A 14,400-nucleotide genomic window follows, 5' to 3' on the forward strand; every position below is an offset into this window, starting at 1 on the left:
CACGCTCCGCTCGTTCTGTTCGTCCAACCCGTGAAGATGTGAGTGCGCGCGAACCACAAAAAAAGCGGTGCCAAAAGCACCGCTTCAGAGAATGTTGGATTACTCCGCCGCCTGGAGATAAACTACTTTCGACTGCTCCCTCTGGACCTCGCGCAGAGTGCGGGCCATGTAGGTCAGCTGCTCGACGGCTTTGTCGAGATCGAGCTTTGTGCCGTCCTCGAGATCGTACGCCTCGCGCCCGCGATAGAGCCGGTTGACCTGGCTCTCCATCTCGGCGGCAGCCTCGCGGATGCGGTGAACGAGGTTGTCGGCGATGACATTGGCGTTGTCGTCGACAACGCAGAAACCGACGTCGCTTGCGCGGACCTTGGCCATGGGGTGATTCCTCTTCTTGTTCTTCGCTTTAGGCAACGGCCCGCTGCCCATGCTCCGCGTAGATGCCGAGCCGGCGAGCCAGGGAATGTTTCGTCACGGGTCCCACCCAGGGCAATGTCGCGAGAAAGCGCAGCCTGTCGGGACTTGCGTTGTACTCTTCGAACAGGCGCTCACGCTCGCGCCAGATCATGTCGATCGCCTCGGCCTTGGCCGGGTGGCGGAAGCCGACGCGAACCGTCGACCCGAAGTCAAGTGCGCGCATGCAGCGCTCGAACGTGCGACGGCCGATGCCGGGCGTCACGCTCGCATGGCAGATCGCTTCGATCACATGCTGGGCGAACTCGTCCGCCGTCTCGGGAGTCGTGGCCTCTGTGCCCGAGGCGTCTCCCTGAAAAGTATGGGCGCCGTAGCGCATGGTTTCTTCGAGGCCGAAGCTCGGCATGGTTCTCACCGTAGGGTCCAGGCGGCCTGAAGCAGCCGGACGAGCTTTGTCCCGGTCTTTCGGATCCGGCGCTGCGCCCGCCAGGGAAGGTCGGATTCTCGCGACGGATTCGGGCGTTCGGAACGGATACGCGGGTTCTTCAGAAACGGGCGCGCGCCCGATTGCGGACGGATGCGCCAAGAATCGTCCGGGCTCGGAAAACCTTGACCATTCAAAGGCTTGTCCGAGGAGCGCGGTTCGATAAAGATGGGGTTTTGATCTCGCGAATGCAAGGTTCGCGGGATCAGCGGGACTGGATTCGACATACGGCTGGTCTCTCTGGCGACCTTCGGCCAGGGCGAGATCTCGCAACGGGCCATCTTGAAGGTTCGCGCCAGTTCCGCGCCAGCCGCGACCCCATAGACCGAAGCCGCGCAGGAGAACGCCTCGGAGAACGGCTCGATAGCGCACCAGGTCTTTTCGGCCATGTGCAGCGGCCATGTCCACAGGCCGTCCTCGCGGCGCTGGCCTACGCTCTCGCGGTCGATGAAATAACCGGTTCGTTTGTGCTCCAGACCGCTCTCGACCACGAGCCATTCCTCGTTCTCGAAAATCGGTCTTTCCTCCGTCATGACGGTCATCGCAGGATCCTTTGCGGCGGTGAGGCGCGGCTGCCCTAATGGCGTCACATCCACGACGCATACACAGGATGCGAACAAACCAAGAACATACTCCCGATGGCCGCCATGTCAAGCAAAGTCGACATCGTGGGACTGTAATCTCGGAGTAACGGATACTATGTGGAGGGTCAGATGGCAGGATTGAAGAGATTGCTCTCGATCACGATCAAAAAGAGGCAAAGTCGTTGCGGCGAAATATCGCTGGCGATAACTGAAGCTCGACCATTCCAACGCAGCGGATTCGCCACCTCATGACCAGCCCGACACGTCTCGAAACAGACCAGCTCCGACGCCTGGAGGATATGCGCAAGACCTTCGACAAGCTGCGGGCGGAAAGGATCCGGGCCGAGGGCGAGGTGGAGCGTCTCACGCGCGAACTCGAGCAGGCGCGGGCCTTGGCCTTGTCGGAATTCGGCACCGACGACGAGGGGCAGCTCCAGGGACTGATCGAGGATGCGCAGGCGCGCAACGCCAAGCTCGCCGACGAGTTCGGCGCCGCCCTGCGCGAGGTCGAAGCGCGTCTCAAGCAGCTTGGAGACGAGCGTTGATCGGACCCGATATCGATCACGACGTCGCGCGGGCGCAAGCCTCCCTCGCGCGCCTGGAAGGGCGGCGCGATGCCCTGCGCGGTCGCCGCGAGGAGCTGACGCGGGAGATCGAGCTCGCCAAGGGGCGTCTTGCCGTTAAGGACGAGGTGGAGGCCTTCATCGAGGCCGTGCACGGCTCTGCAAGCCGCCGCAGCCTGTCCGCGTTCGAGACGCTGCTCACTGCCCTGGTCCAGGAGGTTCTGCCGGGCGAGAAGCCCGTGGCGCTCGATCTCTCGACCGAGCGCGGTCTCGCTTCGCTCGACATCTGCGTGCGCCGCGCCGACGGCACGCTCGAGGACGTGCTGGAGGACAATGGCGGCGCATTGACGAACGTGATCAGCATGGCGCTGCGGCTGATCGCGGTGGTCAAGGCGGATGTCGCCCGCTTCCTCGCTCTCGACGAAGCTGATTGCTGGATCGCGCCCGACCGCGTCTCGTCCTTCTACAGGGTGCTGGAGGACGGCGCCGCGCGTCTCGGCGTGCAGTGCCTCGCCGTTTCGCATCACGACCTGTCGCAGTTCTCAGGCTCGTTCCACATCGCCCGCATCGTCGGCGAGCCCGTTTCCGGAGTCGAGGTGCAGTCCACCGACACCCATGCTGCATGGAACGAAGCTCAGCCCGGGCTGCGGTTCATCCGGCTCGTCAACGTGCAGGCCTACGAGGACGCCACGCTTCATCTAGCCCCCGGCGTGAACGCGCTCATCGGCCCGAACAACCGCGGCAAGTCCACCTTCATCCGCGCCCTGCGCGCGGTGTTCTACGGTGAGGCCCGCGACAGTCTCGTGCGCGCGGGCACGAGGGCGGCGAGCGTCGAGATTGGCGTGGCGGGGCGCCGGATTCTGCGCTTCACGCGCCAGCCGCGCCGTTCGCCCGTCAACATCTGGTCCCTGCACGAGGCGGACGGTTCCCTCGTCGAGGAGCAGGGCATGCGCTACGAGACCGGCGGTCGCAATGTGCCGGACTGGGTTGCCGATCTCATCCGTATCCGCAAGGTGGAGGATCTCGACGTTCAGATCGCGCATCAGAAATTCCCCGTCTTTCTTCTTGGAGAGACGCCGTCCCGCCGCTCGGCCGTTCTCTCGATCGGCCAGGAGGCTGGCTATATCCGCGATATGCTCGTCATTCATCGCGAGCGTTGCCGGCGGGACACCGATCTCGTGCGCAATGGGGAGCGGGAGCTGATCGCGCTGGGCGAAACGCTCGATGGGATGAACGATCTCGATGCGCTCAAGGACAAGCTGTCGGCTGTCCGAAACCAGGCCGAGGACCTGAAGGTGGTCTCATTGCAGCTGCAGGGGCTGCGGCAGCGCGCGACGCAGCTCGCTGATCTCCATGGTCGTCTGGAGAAAGCGCGAGCGCGCGCCGACATCACGGCGACACTGCCTGAGGCTGAGCAGTTGATGAACCTTACGCGATCGGTGGAGCGCTCGCGCGAGCGTCGGCGGATCGCGGAGCGGGTCGTCGGGCTCAGTCATGATCTTGCTTTGAGCGAAGCCCGGATTGCGGCGCTGCGGGACTTGCCGGAGGATCTTCCAAGCCTTGAAAACACGGGCCCGGCGCAAAATATGCTGACGCGCATGGCGGATCTTCGGAACGCGTCCCGGATCGCGCAGAGCCGCATTGCGCAGGTCAGCGAGGGGCTCGCATCCCTGCAGACGGAAATGGCGCAGCTCATGGAGGAGACCGGCGGGCTCTGCCCCACTTGCGGTTCGCCGGTGAAGCCCGAGAACCTGCTGGACCATCACGCCCATTCCTCCCACTCTTCCACGCCGTCGGAGCGGCTGATCGCATGATCCTGTCCGGAGATCGTCTTCCCACCGTCACGTGCAACGGCGTCCTCGTGATCGGGGATCCGCATGTGGGCTCAAGGCGTCCAGGCCGGCGCAAGGATACCGTGTGGCCCCAGGCCGTGCTCGGCAAGCTGGAGCGCTGCGCGGCCATCGCCAACGAGCGGGGGCTCGCCGTCGTGATCCTGGGCGATCTGTTCGACCGGCCGGTCGAGACTGACGTGGCGCTCAAGAACCAGCTCATCCGCGTTCTGAAAGGCTTTGCTCATCGGCCCATCGTCAATGTGGGCAATCATGACATCCAGCATACGACGCTGACGGACAGCGACTCGCTCGCCTTGCTGGGACTGTGCGACGTGGTTGATGTGGTGGCCGCATCGGCGCCCGTGACCGAGTTCCAGGTCGATGCGCGCCGGATCGGTATCGGCATGACACCCTACGGCCAGCCGATCCCGACCGATGCGCGCGGTTCCTTCGCCGGCGTCGATCTTCGCGCATGGTTCACACATCACGACATCGCCTTCGACGGCGGCTATCCCGGAGCAGTGCCGCCCTTCGCGGTCGAGGGCTGCGACGTCCTGATCAACGGGCACATCCATAAGACGCAGAAATCCATCCTGGCCGGACGCACCCGCTGGATGAATCCCGGCACCATCACGCGCCAATCCGTCGATCTCGTGGATCACGTGCCGCGCGCCTGGATCCTGGACGGCAGCGGCGCCCTGGAGCCGCATGCCCTGCCGTATGAGAGCAATGTGTTCGACCTGACCGGGCGCGTCGTCAATGCGGCGGATGGAGCCGTCGTGGCGCGGGAGGTGGAAAGCGCCTTCGTGACGCTGCTGCAGGCGGAATCGGCCACGGAGCTGAAGCGAAGCGGCGACGGCGCGATCGTCCGCGACGAGATCGAGGCGAAGTTCTCCGCCGACGACACACCGGATGCCGTGCGGGCCATCGTGCGCTCGCTTCTCGGCGAAGCGGTGGAACGCCACGCGGCGCAATCTTAGAGCACTCCTCGGTGAAGTGGATCCGGTTCACCGTCAAAGATGCGGTCGAACGAAGAAGAGAGGTGGTTCCACGTCAGTGGAAACAGCTTCTAAAAGGCGAACGGGTCCGTGTAAGGCAGGCGACGCCTACGCACCTGCGTTTCCGGCAGGATCGGGCGGCTGATATCGACCGCGATCAGTCCCTCGCAGGCGAGTGCCAGGACGGCCGCGACACCGTCCTGCGTGTTCATGACGGCGCTGGCGCAATCCACCAGCCGCATCGCCCCGACCTCGTCGAGTTGATGCAGGACCCGCACCCGGTCGCCTGCCGTGACGGGCGTGCGTCTACAGGCCATGATGAGGCGCATGGTCGTGAAGCGCGGCTCGGCCCGGATGCTGGCAGCCGTTTCGATCACGAAAAGGCGGCCGTCCGACGAGGCGATGCCATGGATCGCGGCAGCCCGCAGCGGATGCTTCAGAAGGTCGTCATCGGTCACCACATCGACCAGATAGGCGGTGCCGTCCCGGACGATTTCGAAATCAGCCACGTGTTCGATGGTCTCGTCCCCGATGGCGAATTCCGCCGGATCTGCAGGCGCACGCAGGGATTCGACCTCGGCATCGAGCTCGCAGAGCGCCAGGTAATCGGCGATCAGGGCGTTGCGCGTGAGCGGCGTAGACGGGCGCTTCTGGGCTCGGCGGGTTCCCGAGCGGCGGGCAGGGCGCCTGTCCGAAAGGTCGAGGAGCGCTTGCGCGGACATCGGGGCCTCCAGCTTGGCTTTACATACGGATGGGCGATCCTGCCCATTGCTAAGATGAGAACATATACAGAACAATGTGGTGCGGGTCAAACTTCGCACGGTTCGCGAGGGCAGACGTTCTCCCAAGTTCCGACAAGCACCTTTTTGCGCGGGTTGGGACAAAATGGCACATGGATCAAGTGACTGTTAAATAAGGCATTATCGTTTGGCGGCGGGAGCGCGGAATTGGACCGAACAGCATAAATTTGCTATAGAACAAATACCGAACGCGCCTGCCGAACATGGCTGCGACAAGAGCGCGTCAGCGATTTGCGGGCTCCTGAGAACGTTAGGATCGAGGATGAATACGACAGACAAGAAAATTTCAGAGGTGCTTGCGAAATTCGGCGAGCCGATGGCCGGGAGCGTCTGGCGCGTCCAGGGAACCGCGGTCATCTATCACAAGACTCTGGAGCGCATTGCCGCCCAGGCGAGGATCGTCTTCGACGAGCCCAAGATCATTCGCGCCGAACGCGACGAGGCCGTCATCCAGGTGACAGGCCGCATGGGCGAGCGCGTCGAGTGGTCAATCGGCGAAGCGCTCATCGGGGTCAATTACCGGGTATCGGGCAAGCAGGCGGCGTATGTCTACGCCATGGCGGAGAAGCGCGCGAAGGATCGCGTGATCCTCAAGCTCATTGAGCTGCACGGCTATGTCTATTCCGAGGAAGAGGCCGACGAGTTCAAACAGGGCCGTCCGGGCTACGCCGATCCGCATGTGGAGATCGAGAAGACCGAGCCGCAGAAGGGCAAGGTCGAAGCGGCCGTTGCCGATGGCAAAATCGAGGACGATCTGAAGGCGAAGATCAAGAAGGCCAAGACCATCAATGCGGTCACGGACCTGATGCTCCACGCCGACACGCAGAAGACACTCGCCGATCTTCCCGAAGGCATCCGAGACGAGATCCGTGACTTCGCCAAGGCGCGCCTCGTCGAACTCGGCTGGCCGACCAAGAAGGCAGCCTAACTTTCGCTGCGATCATGGACGAGACAGTCGCAAGCTGCCTCGCCCATCTTAGTCTCATGGCGTCCCGGCGCTCGTGGTCCCGCTGATCGATGCCGAAATCATCCGCCCTTCCTGCTCCTGGGCAGGACGCCTTGTCCCTCTCCGAACATCTCGTCGGCTCCATCGAACGCGTGACGTTCCACAACGACGAGACCGGTTTCTGCGTGTTGCGCGTCAAGGCGCGCGGCCACCGGAAGCCTGTTGCCGTCGTCGGCCATGCGCCGTCGGTCGCCATCGGCGAAGTGGTCGAGGCCAGCGGCGAGTGGCTGCACGATCGCAACCACGGGGTTCAGTTCCGCGCCGCCGAACTGAAGACCACGGCTCCGACGACGGCGGAAGACCTGCAGCGGTTTCTGGGATCAGGCCTCCTGAAAGGCGTCGGCCCTGCCGTTGCGCAGCGGCTCATCGCCTCCTTCGGATCGCGCATCCTCGACGTCATCGAGAAGAAGCCGCACGAGCTGACGCGCGTGCACGGCATCGGCATGGCGAAAGCGCTCGGCATCGGCGAGGCCTGGGCGGAGCACCGTGCGTTGAAGGACATCGCGGCCTTCCTCAACGCCCATGGCATCGGCGGCTTCCTGCTCACGCGCATCTACCGCGCCTATGGCGTCGGGGCGATCGATATCATCTCGGCCAATCCGTATCGGCTGACCCTCGACATTCCCGGTTTCGAATTCGCCCTGGCCGACCAGGTTGCCATGCAGCTTGCCGTCGAGCCGACGGCTGGGATCCGGCTCCAGGCCGGTCTCGCCAACGTCCTGTCGGAAGCCGTGAAGGACGGACATTCCGGCCTGTCGGCCGACGACCTCCTGCGGCAGGGAGGCGCGTTGCTCGACGTGCCGTCGACTGAGCTTGAGCCGGTGCTCGATGCGCAATGTTCAGCGGGGGGGCTCATAGCCGATGAACTCGATGGCGATCGCCGCATCTTCCTCAAAAGCCTTTACGGCGCCGAGATTTTCATTGCTCAACGACTGAAGGAGATCGCGCAAGGCGTCCATCCCTGGCGCGGGCTCGACACCGCGCAGGTGATCGCCGAGGCGGAACTGGCTGCTGGCGTCTCCTACTCGGCGAGCCAGCGCGACGCGCTCATTGCCTCATGCCAAGCGAAGGTGCTTGTCGTCACCGGTGGTCCCGGCGTCGGCAAGACCACGCTCATTCGCAGCCTCACGCATCTCTGCGCGAAGCACGAGTTGCAGGTTGCCCTCTGCGCGCCGACCGGGCGCGCGGCGAAGCGGCTCGCCGAGAGCACGGGCTTCCCCGCCAAGACCGTGCACCGGCTTCTCGAAGCGTCCGAGGGTGGGTTCCGGCGTAACGCCAAAATGCCGCTAGATTGCAATCTCCTCGTCGTGGACGAGGCTTCCATGCTCGACATCCGGCTCATGGCGGCTCTCTTGCGCGCGTTGCCGGACGAGGCCTGCCTGCTCCTTGTCGGCGATGTGGACCAGCTTCCCTCCATCGGGCCCGGACAGGTCCTGTCCGACATTATCGCATCCGGCGCCGTTCCGGTCGTGCATCTGAAAGAGGTGTTCCGGCAGGAGCGGGAAAGCCGCATCATCACCGTGGCGCATGCCATCAATCGCGGCCTCTTGCCGGATCTCTCGCACCGGCCGGATTCGGATTTCTATTTCATCGAGGCCGACACGCCGACTGATGCCATGGCCAAAATGACGATCCTCATGCGTGACCGCATTCCAAGGAAGTTCGGCCTCGATCCCGTGCGCGACGTCCAAGTGCTGTGCCCGATGAATCGCGGGCGGCTCGGCACGCATATGCTGAACGGCGAGTTGCAGCAGATCTTCAATCCGCCGGGGCCCGACAGTGTGCATCGCGCCGGATGGGTCTACGGCCCCGGCGACAAGGTCATGCAGGTCAGGAACGACTACGAGCGCGACGTCTATAACGGAGAGGTCGGGATCGTGCGTGAGGTGAACCGGGAGCACGGCGAACTCTCGGTCGCGTTCGACGACAGACGCGTGGTCTATACGCTGAAGGAGCTCGACGAGCTGGCGCTCGCCTATGCGGTGACGATCCACAAGGCCCAAGGATCGGAATATCCGGCGGTGATCGTTCCCGTGGCATTGCAGCAGGCCTCCATGCTGCGGCGCAAGCTCCTCTATACCGGCGTGACGCGCGCCAGCCGCCTCGTCATCCTGGTGGGAAGCCGTGCGGCGCTCGCCCAGGCCGTCGCCCAGGAGGAGGAGCCACGCCTCTCCCGTCTGCGGAACTGGCTTAGTCTCTGATCTCTTTCCCTTGCAATGGCAGCCCTCTATAGTGACTGCCCGACATCTTTGTGGGATCGCGGACATGCATGTCGAGACCGGACAGATCAACCAGCAGGAACGGCGGGTCCGCACGGGCCTGCTCGCCGGGACTGTCCTGTGTCTGGTGGCATCCGGCGGGATCCTCTGGTGGCGCTATGGGGGCGCCGTCTTCAACGATCTGGTGCTGTCCACGCTCGCCTGGTGCTTCTGAGCCAATCCGGCGCGCGATGTCCGGGCGTGGCCATGGCTCGTCTTGTTCCAACGGAACGTTGCCGTCGCCAGCTCCCACAATCCCCTCCAGGCGGCAATGCTCACGAGGCCGTAGTAGAACGGGAGCAGCGGCAGCCACGGCCAAAGCCGCCAGAGCCCGCGCCGGTGCAGGGCGACCAAGGCTGGGATCATGATCGCCGCCGTGCCGGATAAGAAAAGCGTCAGGCTATAGAACCAGGCGACGTTGTCCCAGCGAGAGGTGTAAAGCCCGGTCGTTCCGAAGAACCATGAGGTCAGGAACAGCGCGGAAAAGAGCGGGTAAACCAAGGCTCTGAGCACGATGCCCCAAGTCAGGACGAGAGCGCCGCAAAACCGCCAGAAACCCAATTGCCGCAGCAGAACCCACGGCCTGCGCGAATGGGTTGTCGCTGTCTGGACAAAACCTTTCATCCACCGAGTCCGCTGCCGCATCCAGACACCCAGGGTGCCCGGCGCCTCTTCCAGGGTCGAGGAGGGAAGATCCCTGACGTCGTAGCCCAGACGCGCCAGACGAAGGCCGAGATCGGCATCCTCGGTGACGTTCCAGGCATCCCAGCCGTGAACCGCCTTCAGAACCGAGGTGCGGAAGTGGTTAGAGGTGCCGCCCAGAGGAATGGGACTTCCGATTTCAGCCAGTCCGGGATTGAACACGTCGAACAGGGCCGCGTACTCGATGGTGAAAAGCCGCGTGAGCCAGGAATCGTCCGTGTTATCGATGCTTAGCCGTGCCTGGAGGCAGGCGACTTGGGGCGGCAGGCTGGCGAACCGGGCCACGGCGAGTCGTAATTGGCTGGGATCCGGCACGTCCTCGGCGTCGTAGATGACCGTGAAACGGCCCCGCGCCAGGGGCAGGGCGACGTTGAGCGCTCTCGGCTTCGTGCGCGGTTGGCCCTCAGGTGCGACGACGATCTCCATGTTGCCCGGCAGGTCAATGTCCTGAAGGGCATCGAGCGTTTCCCGGTCGTCGGCTTCGAGCACGAGCTTGATGTCGAGCTTTGCCGCGGGATAGTCGAGGCGTGACAGGGCTCGGATGAGCGTGGCGGCCACCCGTTTCTCCCGGTAGAGCGCTGCGATGATCGTATAGACCGGCAGGGCGGCATCCTCAGCGCGGGGAGCCTCCGTGCTGGGCGCGACCGGATGGTCGAGCACCGAAGCCACGAGTCTCAGGACGGTCATGCCTAGAAACAGCGGCCCCAGGACAGCCCCCATGATCGCCAGGGTCGTCCCGGGAGCGTGGCCGATGCCGAACGCGGTGAGCGCCAGGACGATGAAGAGGGCAGCGATCTGCCCATAGCTGAGGCCGGTCGCCAGCTCGGGAGCCTGCCGGGCCAGATCCGAGGCGGCGCGATCGGCGATCTGCCGACCTTGTGCACGAAAGACCGCTTCCCTCAGGCGTGATGGCGAGGTGACGGCAAGCTCCCCGCTGCGGAGCCGGGTTCCCAGGAGACGAACGAGCCCTGTGCCGCGAGGGGCCGTTACGAAACCCGCCTGCAGGCCGGCCAACGGAGCGATGCCCGCCAGAAGGCTGTCGGGATAACGAGCCGATTGCGACAGGCGGGGGGAGACCAGAAAGGGCAGCCTAAGCTCGGCCGCGAGGGCGCGATAGAATTCGTCCTCGTCGACAAGGTCGTGCTTCAGCAGAAATTCATCCGCCGGGACCCCGGCGAAACGGGCGAGGATCGCGGCTTGGCGCAGGGTTTCCGGGGCGTGGCCATAATGGGCCAGGAAACCAATCTCGACCGGCAGCGCTGTTGACTGTGGGCTCGGCTCCGCTAGACCCTGCCTCATGAGCAGACGCTTTCACGGAGCGCTGTTGGTGGGTGCCGGGTTGCGTGCAAGAGATGATCGATTGATGCTTCGGGATATTGTTACATTGGTTGCGCGCTTCCTTGCCAAGATCAACCCCCTAAGGCTTTTCCAGGCTTTGGCGGTGCTCCTGCTGATGGCAGGCCAAGCCCAGGCCGAGGGCGTGACGATCCCGAACTTCTGGGATCCCAAGGCTTTGCTCGAGCGCCCCGACCTGCCGGCCACTCGCACGATCCGCTTCCTCGTGGACGACGATTTCCCGCCGCTGCACTTTCCGGGGCTCGACGGCAATCCGACCGGATTATCGGTCGAACTCGCCCGAGCCGCCTGCGAGCGGCTGAGCCTGACCTGCACCGTCCAGGTCCGCCGCTTCGACACCCTGCTCGACGCTTTGCGGGAGCGCCAGGGCGATGTGGTGGCCGCGGCCATTCCGATCACAACGGATCTGCGGAGCCGGTTTGCCGTCACGGCTCCCTACTTCAAGATCCCGGCGCGCTTCGCCGTGCGCAAGGACCGCAATCAGCCGGTGCCCGAAGCCAGGACGCTGCAGGGCAAAGCCATCGGGGTCGTCGGCGGCACGGCCCATGAAGCTTTCGCCAAGGCTTTTATGGCGGGCGGCAATCTCAAGCCGTTTCCAGACCAAGCCGCCGCGCAAGTTGCCCTCAAGGCCGGTGAAATCGATTACCTGTTCGCCGACGGGCTCGGCCTCGCCCTGTGGATCGGGGGAGAGGAGGCGGGCGGCTGCTGCGACTTTTCCGGCGGGCCTTACCTGGAGAGCCGCTTCTTCGGCGAGGGCATCGGCTTCATCACGCGGACCGAGGATGAATCCTTGCGCCGCGCCCTGGATTTCGCACTGCAGCAGCTCTGGAAGGAAGGAAAATACGCCGAGCTCTATCTGCGGTTCTTCCCCATCAGCCCGTTTTGACACCGGATCTGTTGAGACGGCGACGGGTTTACCGCATTGACCCTCGCTGCTCTCGTCCCTAGTGTGCCGCGCTTCTGGAAGCATTTCCTGCAAGCACTAGGCCCATGTCTCACCCTCTGACCCTTGACCCTGCCCTGATTGAAGCCGCCCAGACCGCCAATGCCTGGCCTTTCGAGGAGGCGCGCAAGCTCGTCGAGCGGCTCAAACGGACAGGGAAGAAGGAGGCTCTGTTCGAGACGGGCTACGGTCCCTCGGGACTGCCGCATATCGGCACCTTCGGTGAGGTGGCGCGCACCAGCATGGTGCGTCATGCCTTCCGGGTGCTGACCGGGGACAGCATCCCCACGCGCCTCGTCGCCTTCTCGGACGACATGGATGGTCTGCGCAAGGTGCCGGACAACGTCCCGAACAAGGAACTCGTCGCCTCTGCGCTGGGCAAGCCGCTGACCCAGGTGCCGGATCCGTTCGGCACCCATGAGAGCTTCGCGCATCACAACAACGCGCGCCTGCGCGAATTCCTCGATGCCTTCGGGTTCGATTACGAGTTCATGTCCGCGACCGAGTGCTACAAGGCCGGTCGCTTCGACAAGACCCTGCTCACGGTGCTCGAGCGCTACGATGCCGTGATGGCGATCATGCTCCCCTCGCTGCGCGAGGAGCGCCAGCAATCCTACTCGCCCTTCCTGCCCGTCCACCCCAAGACCGGCATCGTCATGCAGGTGCCGATCGACGAGCGCAAGCTGGATGCCGGCACTATCGTTTGGCGCGATCCCGATACGGGCGAGCGTTTCGAGACGCCGGTCACGGGCGGCCACGCCAAGCTGCAATGGAAGCCCGACTGGGCCATGCGCTGGGTGGCGCTCGGGGTCGATTACGAGATGGCCGGCAAGGACCTGATCGACAGCGTGAAGCTCTCGGGCGAGATCGCCAAAGCGCTCGGCGGCCTGCCGCCGGACGGGTTCAACTACGAACTCTTCCTGGACGAGAAGGGCCAGAAGATCTCCAAGTCGAAGGGCAACGGGCTCACCATCGACGAATGGCTGACCTATGGCACGCCGGACAGCCTGCGGCTGTTCATGTTCAACAAGCCGCGTGAGGCGAAGAAGCTCTATTTCGACGTGATTCCGCGGCAGGTGGACGATTACCTGACCTTCCTGGAGAAGTATCCGGCGCAGGATGCCAAGGCACGCCTGATGAACCCGGTCTGGCATCTCCATTCCGGCGAGCCGCCGGCTCCCGAGCTGGTCTCGTCGGGCGGCGGCAACCAGCCGGGCACGACGATTTCCTTCTCCATGCTGCTCAATCTGGTGGCCGTGGCGAACTCCGAGGATCCCAACGTCCTTTGGGGCTTCATCCGCCGCTATGCGCCGGGCGTGTCGCCCGAAACGCATCCGCGCCTCGACAGCCTCGTGAAGCGCGCCGTGCGCTACTTCGAGGATTTCGTGAAGCCGCAGAAGGCCTATCGCCTCGCCGATGAAGTCGAAGCCGCGTCGCTGAAGCGCCTGGAAGAGGTGCTCGGCTCCTTCGAGTCGGGCGAGCGGCCCGCGACGGCGGAAGCGATCCAGGAAGAGATCTACAATGTGGGTCGGGCCGAGCCGCGCTATCAGGACCTCAAGGCCAAGGGCGCCACGCCCGAGCGGCCGGGCGTGTCCATCGAGTGGTTCAACACGATCTATCAGGTGCTGCTGGGCGAGCCACGCGGTCCGCGCTTCGGCTCGTTCATCGCCCTCTACGGGGTGAAGGAGACGCGGGCGCTGATCCGAAAGGCGCTGAACGGAGACCTCGTGCGCGAGCACGAGGCGTTCCTGAAGGAGCGCGCGGCTTAAAACGGCGCCTATTGCCGCGCCCACATGATCCGGGCCGACCAGGAAACCTCCTCGGCCGGGATCACCTGATCCTCCTGGTCCTTGCTCAGGGACGCCATCTCCAGGGTCTTGGCCGAGCGGCGCTTGAGCTCCTTGGCCAGGATCCCTCCGGTGGTCGTGCACACGACGATCCGGTCGCCCTTGCGGGTGCTGGCCGTCGGCGAGACGATGAGGATGTCGCCGTCGCGATAGAGGGGGGCGAGGGCGTCGCCCGTGACCTCGAGGGCAAAAACCTTCTCCTGCCCGAAGTCGGGGAACTCGATCTCGTCCCAGCCCGGGCCCTCGTTGGGCATGCCTTCTTCATTGAAGACCTTGCCGGCGGCCGCATCCTCCATGCCGATCAACGGGATCATGGAGCGGCGCAAGGAGCCGGTGGGCTCGACGAGGCGGAGGAAATCCTCCAGGGTCGCCCCGGTGGCCTTCAGGATTTTCGAGATGGATTCCGTGGAAGGCCATCGCTCCCGGCCTTCGGGGCTCACGCGCTTCGACTTGTTGAAGCTGGTCGCGTCGAGACCGGCCTTGCGCGCCAGTCCTGATGCGGTCATGCCATGACGTGATGCCAATGCATCGATAGCAGCCCACACGCGCTCGTGAGATAGCATTGTACGAACCTTCGCTAAGAGCGAAATCTAATGAAAGCGAACCTACAATTAGG

The 14,400-nt window shown here is 64.2% G+C and carries 14 protein-coding genes; 8 read left to right on the forward strand and 6 right to left on the reverse strand.

All coding sequences use genetic code 11. The features are described 5' to 3' along the window. Positions 1-99 precede the first annotated feature (99 nt). The 3 genes from H0S73_RS07820 to H0S73_RS07830 are packed head-to-tail and all read right to left on the reverse strand — an operon-like array spanning position 100 to position 1,437. Positions 100-375 (reverse strand): hypothetical protein, encoded by a 276-nt coding sequence (locus H0S73_RS07820; protein ID WP_181051617.1) that lies wholly within the window; start codon positions 373-375, stop codon positions 100-102. Positions 376-403: 28 nt separating this feature from the next. Continuing rightward, on the reverse strand, positions 404-817 hold the full coding sequence (locus H0S73_RS07825; RefSeq protein WP_181051618.1) for a hypothetical protein: 414 nt from the start codon (positions 815-817) through the stop codon (positions 404-406). A gap of 5 nt (positions 818-822) precedes the next feature. Then, positions 823-1,437, reverse strand: a complete 615-nt coding sequence (locus H0S73_RS07830) for a hypothetical protein (RefSeq protein ID WP_181051619.1) — start codon at positions 1,435-1,437, stop codon at positions 823-825. A 290-nt stretch (positions 1,438-1,727) separates the two neighbouring features. Between H0S73_RS07830 and H0S73_RS07835 the strand changes: the two genes are divergently transcribed. From H0S73_RS07835 to H0S73_RS07845, 3 genes are read left to right on the forward strand one after another with little or no spacing between them, the layout of a single operon-like run. Then, the gene (locus H0S73_RS07835) at positions 1,728-2,024 is read left to right on the forward strand and encodes a hypothetical protein (RefSeq protein WP_181051620.1); all 297 of its coding nucleotides are present in this window, start codon (positions 1,728-1,730) and stop codon (positions 2,022-2,024) included. Then, positions 2,021-3,856 carry an ATP-binding protein gene (locus tag H0S73_RS07840; RefSeq protein ID WP_181051621.1) on the forward strand — a complete coding sequence of 612 codons (1,836 nt, stop codon included), beginning with the start codon at positions 2,021-2,023 and terminating at the stop codon, positions 3,854-3,856. Before H0S73_RS07835 ends, H0S73_RS07840 begins: the two co-directional genes overlap by 4 nt. Then, positions 3,853-4,854: a metallophosphoesterase gene (locus tag H0S73_RS07845; protein WP_181051622.1), complete on the forward strand. Its 1,002-nt coding sequence runs from the start codon at positions 3,853-3,855 to the stop codon at positions 4,852-4,854. Before H0S73_RS07840 ends, H0S73_RS07845 begins: the two co-directional genes overlap by 4 nt. An 89-nt stretch (positions 4,855-4,943) precedes the next feature. On the opposite strand, the gene H0S73_RS07850 is transcribed toward H0S73_RS07845, so the two are convergent. Continuing rightward, the gene (locus H0S73_RS07850) at positions 4,944-5,594 is read right to left on the reverse strand and encodes a hypothetical protein (RefSeq protein ID WP_181051623.1); all 651 of its coding nucleotides are present in this window, start codon (positions 5,592-5,594) and stop codon (positions 4,944-4,946) included. Between the two features lie 340 nt (positions 5,595-5,934). Between H0S73_RS07850 and H0S73_RS07855 the strand changes: the two genes are divergently transcribed. The 3 genes from H0S73_RS07855 (at position 5,935) to H0S73_RS07865 (ending at position 9,111) form a co-directional block, all read left to right on the forward strand. Further along, the gene (locus tag H0S73_RS07855; RefSeq protein ID WP_181051624.1) at positions 5,935-6,600 is read left to right on the forward strand and encodes a trna delta -isopentenylpyrophosphate transferase; all 666 of its coding nucleotides are present in this window, start codon (positions 5,935-5,937) and stop codon (positions 6,598-6,600) included. Positions 6,601-6,731: 131 nt separating this feature from the next. After that, positions 6,732-8,879 carry an SF1B family DNA helicase RecD2 gene (gene recD2, locus H0S73_RS07860; protein ID WP_343058271.1) on the forward strand — a complete coding sequence of 716 codons (2,148 nt, stop codon included), beginning with the start codon at positions 6,732-6,734 and terminating at the stop codon, positions 8,877-8,879. Between the two features lie 64 nt (positions 8,880-8,943). Then, a complete protein-coding gene (locus H0S73_RS07865; RefSeq protein WP_181051626.1) occupies positions 8,944-9,111 on the forward strand; it encodes a hypothetical protein in 168 nt (55 codons plus the stop codon). Here H0S73_RS07865 and H0S73_RS07870 read toward each other — a convergent pair. After that, entirely contained in the window at positions 9,054-10,937 is a 1,884-nt protein-coding gene (locus tag H0S73_RS07870) for a glycosyltransferase (protein WP_181051627.1), read from the reverse strand. The genes H0S73_RS07865 and H0S73_RS07870 overlap by 58 nt on opposite strands. 64 nt (positions 10,938-11,001) lie before the next feature. Between H0S73_RS07870 and H0S73_RS07875 the strand changes: the two genes are divergently transcribed. Then, positions 11,002-11,880 carry a transporter substrate-binding domain-containing protein gene (locus tag H0S73_RS07875; protein WP_425488181.1) on the forward strand — a complete coding sequence of 293 codons (879 nt, stop codon included), beginning with the start codon at positions 11,002-11,004 and terminating at the stop codon, positions 11,878-11,880. Between the two features lie 104 nt (positions 11,881-11,984). Continuing rightward, the gene (locus tag H0S73_RS07880) at positions 11,985-13,706 is read left to right on the forward strand and encodes a lysine--tRNA ligase (RefSeq protein WP_181051628.1); all 1,722 of its coding nucleotides are present in this window, start codon (positions 11,985-11,987) and stop codon (positions 13,704-13,706) included. 8 nt (positions 13,707-13,714) lie between these two features. Here H0S73_RS07880 and H0S73_RS07885 read toward each other — a convergent pair whose 3' ends face one another. Further along, positions 13,715-14,347 carry a S24 family peptidase gene (locus H0S73_RS07885; protein WP_181051629.1) on the reverse strand — a complete coding sequence of 211 codons (633 nt, stop codon included), beginning with the start codon at positions 14,345-14,347 and terminating at the stop codon, positions 13,715-13,717. Positions 14,348-14,400 lie beyond the last annotated feature (53 nt).

This window comes from Microvirga mediterraneensis, from assembly GCF_013520865.1.
Taxonomy (GTDB): domain Bacteria; phylum Pseudomonadota; class Alphaproteobacteria; order Rhizobiales; family Beijerinckiaceae; genus Microvirga; species Microvirga mediterraneensis.